Source organism: Roseovarius sp. (assembly GCF_018066915.1).
Classification (GTDB): Bacteria; Pseudomonadota; Alphaproteobacteria; order Rhodobacterales; family Rhodobacteraceae; genus Roseovarius.
Map to the genome: position 1 here is coordinate 1 of NZ_JAGPVV010000080.1, position 5,622 is coordinate 5,622.

Annotated in this window: 5 protein-coding genes and 1 pseudogene; 3 read left to right on the forward strand and 3 right to left on the reverse strand. The window is 60.9% G+C overall.

From position 1 onward, the window contains the following. Together KBT70_RS04660 and secG are read right to left on the reverse strand one after the other, a co-directional pair. Positions 1–458: pseudogene (locus KBT70_RS04660) on the reverse strand (CTP synthetase); the annotation flags it as partial. Positions 459–626: 168 nt separating this feature from the next. Continuing rightward, a complete protein-coding gene (gene secG / locus KBT70_RS04665) occupies positions 627–989 on the reverse strand; it encodes a preprotein translocase subunit SecG (RefSeq protein ID WP_296629363.1) in 363 nt (120 codons plus the stop codon). A 203-nt stretch (positions 990–1,192) separates the two neighbouring features. Here secG and KBT70_RS04670 point away from each other — a divergent pair, with 203 nt between their 5' ends. Continuing rightward, a complete protein-coding gene (locus KBT70_RS04670; RefSeq protein ID WP_296629364.1) occupies positions 1,193–2,488 on the forward strand; it encodes an adenylosuccinate synthase in 1,296 nt (431 codons plus the stop codon). Between the two features lie 9 nt (positions 2,489–2,497). Then, positions 2,498–2,722, forward strand: coding sequence for a DUF2842 domain-containing protein (locus KBT70_RS04675; RefSeq protein WP_296629365.1), 225 nt, complete (start codon positions 2,498–2,500; stop codon positions 2,720–2,722). 77 nt (positions 2,723–2,799) lie between these two features. On the opposite strand, the gene KBT70_RS04680 is transcribed toward KBT70_RS04675, so the two are convergent. Continuing rightward, positions 2,800–5,208, reverse strand: coding sequence for an FAD-dependent oxidoreductase (locus tag KBT70_RS04680; RefSeq protein ID WP_296629366.1), 2,409 nt, complete (start codon positions 5,206–5,208; stop codon positions 2,800–2,802). 176 nt (positions 5,209–5,384) lie between these two features. Between KBT70_RS04680 and KBT70_RS04685 the strand changes: the two genes are divergently transcribed. Beyond that, positions 5,385–5,622: hypothetical protein (locus KBT70_RS04685; RefSeq protein ID WP_296629367.1), on the forward strand; the 238-nt coding region annotated here is incomplete at its 3' end.

The following is a 5,622-nucleotide window of genomic DNA, read 5'->3' on the forward strand; positions in this document are numbered from 1 at the left end:
AAGAACGGCAGCCCCTCGATATCGCCCACGGTGCCACCGATTTCGCAGAGCATGAAATCGACCTCATCCTCGCCTATGTGCAGGAAATCCTTGATTTCATTGGTGACATGCGGGACGACCTGAATGGTCTTGCCCAGATAATCGCCGCGCCGTTCTTTTTCCAGCACGTTGGAATAGATGCGCCCCGAACTGACCGAGTCGGTGATCCGCGCTGGAACCCCAGTGAAGCGCTCGTAATGTCCGAGGTCGAGATCGGTTTCCGCCCCATCATCGGTCACAAACACCTCGCCGTGCTCAAAAGGCGACATCGTGCCGGGATCGACGTTGAGATAGGGGTCAAGCTTGCGCAGCCGCACCGAAAATCCACGTGCCTGCAACAGCGCCCCAAGTGCCGCCGAGGCCAGCCCCTTGCCGAGCGAAGACACAACGCCGCCGGTGATGAAAATGTATCGTGCCATGCGCTGAGGCCCCCGTGATCTCGTGTGTTTTATGGTCGGTCAAAAACCCAACGATGGCCCAAAAGACCACCCTGCCACGGGATTTAACCTCTACAGGATTCGCAAGGATTGCGCAAGCCAACCGCTAGATGATGTTGCGCAATCCCAAAGCGCCCTCAAAGAATTGTGTCAGTCCGCTGTCGGCGTGAGGGGTGCCGTGTCGCCTGCGGGCGGCGGCATCAGGTTTTCGACATCGGGCAGCGCGGGCGTTGTGGTCTCGGCTGCGGGCGGCTGCTCGGTCAGACGGTCCAGAACCGAGACCCCGGCCGCGTTCTGAGCTGCGATGATGGTCAGCGTGATCGAGGTCACAATAAAGGCCGCCGCCAGAATCCAGGTCATTTTGCCCAAGGCCGTAGCCGCCGCGCGGCCTGTCATGGCTCCGCCACCGCCGCCGCCCATGCCAAGCCCGCCACCTTCGGAGCGTTGCAGCAGCACCACGCCAATGAGGGCGAGTGCCAGAAGAAGATGGACGGTCAGAACGACATTTTCCATGGAAGGGAGGGCCTACGCTTGTGTCTCGGTCTGCCGCTATCTATGCAATTCCGCGCCCGCCCGCAACCCGGCAATCGGCCCTAGCCCGCCAATTCGGGGAATGCGGGGGCGTCACGGGCGGCTCAGGCGAATTAGATGTTTCACCCGGCGCGTCCCCCCGTTATACCGGCGCGCGGTTTGGACCAAATGCCGAGGGGTAAATCATGGCAAATGTCGTCGTCGTCGGGGCCCAGTGGGGGGACGAGGGAAAAGGCAAGATCGTCGATTGGCTGAGCGAGCGCGCCGATGTGATCGCGCGTTTCCAGGGTGGCCATAACGCGGGCCATACTCTTGTGATCGACGGCAAGGTCTACAAGCTCAATGCTCTGCCTTCGGGCGTGGTGCGCGGTGGCAAGCTCAGCGTGATCGGCAATGGCGTGGTGCTGGACCCCTGGCATCTGGTCAAGGAGATTGCCTCGATCCGCGAGCAGGGTGTGACGATCACGCCCGAGACGCTGATGATCGCCGAGAATACGCCGCTCATTCTGCCCATCCATGGTGAATTGGACCGCGCCCGCGAAGAAGCGGCGAGCAAAGGCACCAAGATCGGCACCACCGGGCGCGGCATCGGGCCAGCCTATGAGGACAAGGTGGGCCGTCGCTCGATCCGGGTCGCGGATCTGGCGGATGAAGCCACTTTGATTGCGCGGGTTGATCGCGCGCTCCAGCATCACGATCCGTTGCGGCGGGGGCTGGGGATCGCCCCAGTCGATCGCGAGGCGCTGATCGCCCAGTTGAAAGAGATCGCACCGCAAATTCTGCCCTATGCCGCCCCTGTGTGGAAGGTGCTGAATGAACAGCGTCGCGCGGGCAAGCGTATCCTCTTCGAGGGGGCGCAAGGCGCGCTTCTCGATATTGATTTTGGCACCTATCCCTTTGTCACCTCGTCCAACGTGATCGCCGGTCAGGCGGCAACAGGCGTGGGCCTTGGGCCGGGGGCGATTGATTACGTGCTGGGCATCGTCAAGGCCTATACCACGCGGGTGGGCGAGGGGCCGTTTCCCACCGAATTGCACGATGAAGATGGGCAGCGTCTTGGCGAGCGTGGGCATGAGTTTGGCACGGTGACAGGGCGCAAGCGGCGTTGCGGCTGGTTCGATGCCTGTCTCGTGCGCCAGACCTGTGTCACGTCGGGGGTTACGGGGATCGCTCTGACCAAGCTTGATGTGCTGGACGGGTTCGAAACGCTCAAGATTTGCGTGGCCTATGATCTTGATGGCACGCGGCTGGATTACTTGCCGACTGCGGCCGATCAACAGGCCCGCTGCACGCCCATTTATGAGGAGATGCCCGGCTGGTCGCAATCAACGGAGGGCGCACGCAGTTGGGCGGACCTGCCGGCCGAGGCGATCAAATATGTGCGCCGCGTGGAAGAGTTGATCGATTGCCCGGTCGCGCTACTCTCAACCTCACCCGAGCGCGAGGATACGATCCTCGTGACAGACCCTTTCGCGGATTGAGGAGAGCCGATGCCACTCAGTTACAAGGCCCGGAAACGCTGGTCGCTGGTCGTGCTGCTGATCGGCCTTCCGGCCTATGTGGTGGTCGCGGTCAGCCTTGTGAACTGGATCGACCGCCCGTCAATCTGGGTAGAATTGCTGATCTATGTGGGGCTTGGCTTTGTCTGGATCTTGCCGCTCAAGCGCGTGTTCATCGGCGTGGGCCAGCCTGACCCGGATGCGCGCAAAGACTGACGCGTCGATTTTATCGTTTTGAAAATACTCAAAAATCCGGCGCCTGCCCCCTGAGCAGACGCCGGTTTTTTATTATCTCAGCCGCGCATCCGTGCGCCATCCACGTCAAAGAGCGCCTCGGTGAGCATCCTTGCTGCCCGCTTGTGCCCGAGGATCTCGATTTCCGCCTCAAGCCCGGCTTGGGCTGCCTCCGTCGGGATGAGGGCGAGGGCGATGGATTTGCCCGCATGGTGCGAATAGCCACCCGAGGTGCAAAAACCGCGCACCTCATCCCCGATCCAGACCGGTTCGTAGCCGTTCACATCGGCGTCTGTTGCTTCGACCTCAAACGCCACCAGTTTGCGCGCGGCCCCCTTGGCGCGTTCCGCCTCTGCCGCCGCACGCCCAACAAAATCGGCGTTCTTGGTAAAGCTGATAAAGCGGTCCATGCCGGTCTCGCCGGGGGTGTAATCGGGCGAAAACTCATTGAGCCACGAGCCAAAGAAGCGATCAAGCCGCAGAGACATCATCGCGCGCATGCCAAAGGGTTTCATTCCGTGCTTTTGCCCCGTCGACCAGAGCACATCCCAGAGCGCGCGTTGCGCCATAGGGTCGCAGAAAATCTCATAGCCCAGATCACCGGTGTAGCTGACGCGCTGCACGAGGCAATCGACCATGCCGACGGTCGCGTGGCGGACATCCATAAAACGCATCTCGCCCAGCGCATCGCGGGTGCAGGCCATCAGCACGTCGCGTGCCCGTGGCCCCGCGATCTGAAACCCGTTGAGCCGGTCCGAGATATTCTCGACCCGCACACCCGCAGCCTCGTTCATGCCAAACCAGCGCATATGCACCGCCTGCGCGCCGTAAGAGGCGGTGAGTTGAAAGGTCTCGTCATTGAGGCAAGAGACCGTGAAATCGCCCCAGAGCCGTCCCTTGGGTGAGAGCATCGGCGTGAGCGAGAGCCGCCCCGGTTTGGGCAAGCGCCCCGCCATGATCCGGTCGAGCCAAGGCCGGGCATTCGGCCCCGTGACAAGGTATTTGCCAAAATTATGGACTTCGTTGATGCCTACCGCCTCGCGCACGGCCTTGACCTCGCGCGCGGTCGCGTCCCAGGCATTGGAGCGGCGAAAAGACGGTGTCTCATAGCGCGGCTCGTCGCCAGTCGCGAAGTAGTTGACCACCTCCAGCCCGTATTGCGCACCCCAGACCGCGCCCATGCTGTCGAACACCTCATACATCGGCGTTTGACGGAAGGGGCGGGCAGCGGGCAGTTCCTCGTTCGGGTAGCTGACGGAAAAGCGTTTCTGATAGTTCTCGATCACCTTGGGACGGGTGTAGCCCGGCGTGATCCAGTCGCCAAAGCGGGCCACATCCATGGCGGTCACGTCACGCTCGCATTCGCCATGAATCATCCATTGCGCCAGCATGAGACCGACGCCGCCGCCTTGGGAAAAGCCCGCCATAACACCGCAGGCCGACCAATAGCCGCGCAGGCCGGGGATGGGGCCGACCAGCGGGTTACCATCGGGGGCAAAGGTGAAGGGGCCGTGGATGACCGACTTGACGCCCGCCTGCTCCAGAACGGGGAAGCGGCGATAGGCGAATTCGATGCTGGCTTCGATCTTGTCTAGGTTGTCAGGCAGAAGTTCATGGCCGAAATCCCACGGTGTGCCATCGACCGCCCAAGGCTTGCAGGGCTGCTCGTAAAAGCCGATGCAAAGCCCGCGCCCCTCTTGGCGCAGATAGCTTTCGCCAGCCGGGTCCATCACATGCGGGTGCTCAGAATCGCGGGTGTAGATTTCGGGGATTTCGTCGGTGACGATATACTGATGTTCCATCGGGTGCAGCGGCAAGTAGACGCCCGCCATCGCCCCAACTTCGCGCGCCCAGAGACCGCCTGCGTTGACCACATGCTCGGTATGGATGGTGCCCTTGTCCGTCACCACGTCCCACGTGCCATCGGCGCGCTGCTTGGTTTCGCGCACCATGCAATGCGTCTCGATGCTGGCCCCGCCCATGCGCGCAGCTTTGGCATAGGCATGGGTGGTACCGGAGGGGTCAAGATGCCCGTCGAGCGGATCGTAGAGCCCGCCGATGATGCCGTCTATGTTCGTGACCGGCGCGATTTTCGCGATCTCGTCGGGCGTCACGATATGGGTATCAAGGCCCATATAGCGATGCTTGGCACGCTCGGCCAAGAGCATGTCGAACCGGTCGCGATTGTCGGCGAGGGTGACGCCACCGACATGGTGCAACCCGCAGGACATGCCGGTGATCTCTTCGAGTTCCTTGTAAAGCCGGATCGTATAGCCCTGAAGGGCAGCCATATTGGTATCGCCATTGAGCGTGTGAAACCCACCCGCCGCGTGCCAGGTCGAGCCGGAGGTCAACTCCGATCGCTCAAGCAACATGACATCGGACCAGCCCAGTTTGGTCAGGTGATAGAGCACGGAACAGCCGACGACACCGCCGCCGATCACGACCACACGGGTGCTGGTTTTCATTTTGGAACTCCCTGAGATTTTGCCTGAGCCTGCCCGCGGCGCGAAAAAGAGCATGTCTGTCAGCGACAATCTCTGACGTATTTGGATTTCGCTTCGCGCGGTTTGGCTTGGAGATTGAGTGTCCCTGATCGAATTAATATTACAAAAAAACAACCTAAAGACGAATCATTGAACCAATGATGCGCTTAAAGTATAAGTTTATTGCCTGCGCTATTTTGCAGGTGTGCTTTAATTTAACCAAGGAGGCCTTTGAAATGGCACAAGAATTTTATGAATTCGATCAAAGCGCGGTCGATGCTGCACTGGAAGTCGCACGACGCAGGCATGAGGGCCATGCCGCCGCCAAGAATCTCACGGCACAATCGGCTCTGCCGGCGGGTGGCGGGCATGTTGCGGTCGCCGCTCAATGTATCT

Coding starts and splice junctions, on each gene's coding strand:
- KBT70_RS04670 (WP_296629364.1), top strand. CDS start 1,193: ATGGCAAATGTCGTCGTCGTCGGGGCCCAGTGGGGGGACGAGGGAAAA.
- KBT70_RS04675 (WP_296629365.1), top strand. CDS start 2,498: ATGCCACTCAGTTACAAGGCCCGGAAACGCTGGTCGCTGGTCGTGCTG.
- KBT70_RS04680 (WP_296629366.1), bottom strand. CDS start 5,208: ATGAAAACCAGCACCCGTGTGGTCGTGATCGGCGGCGGTGTCGTCGGC.
- secG (WP_296629363.1), bottom strand. CDS start 989: ATGGAAAATGTCGTTCTGACCGTCCATCTTCTTCTGGCACTCGCCCTC.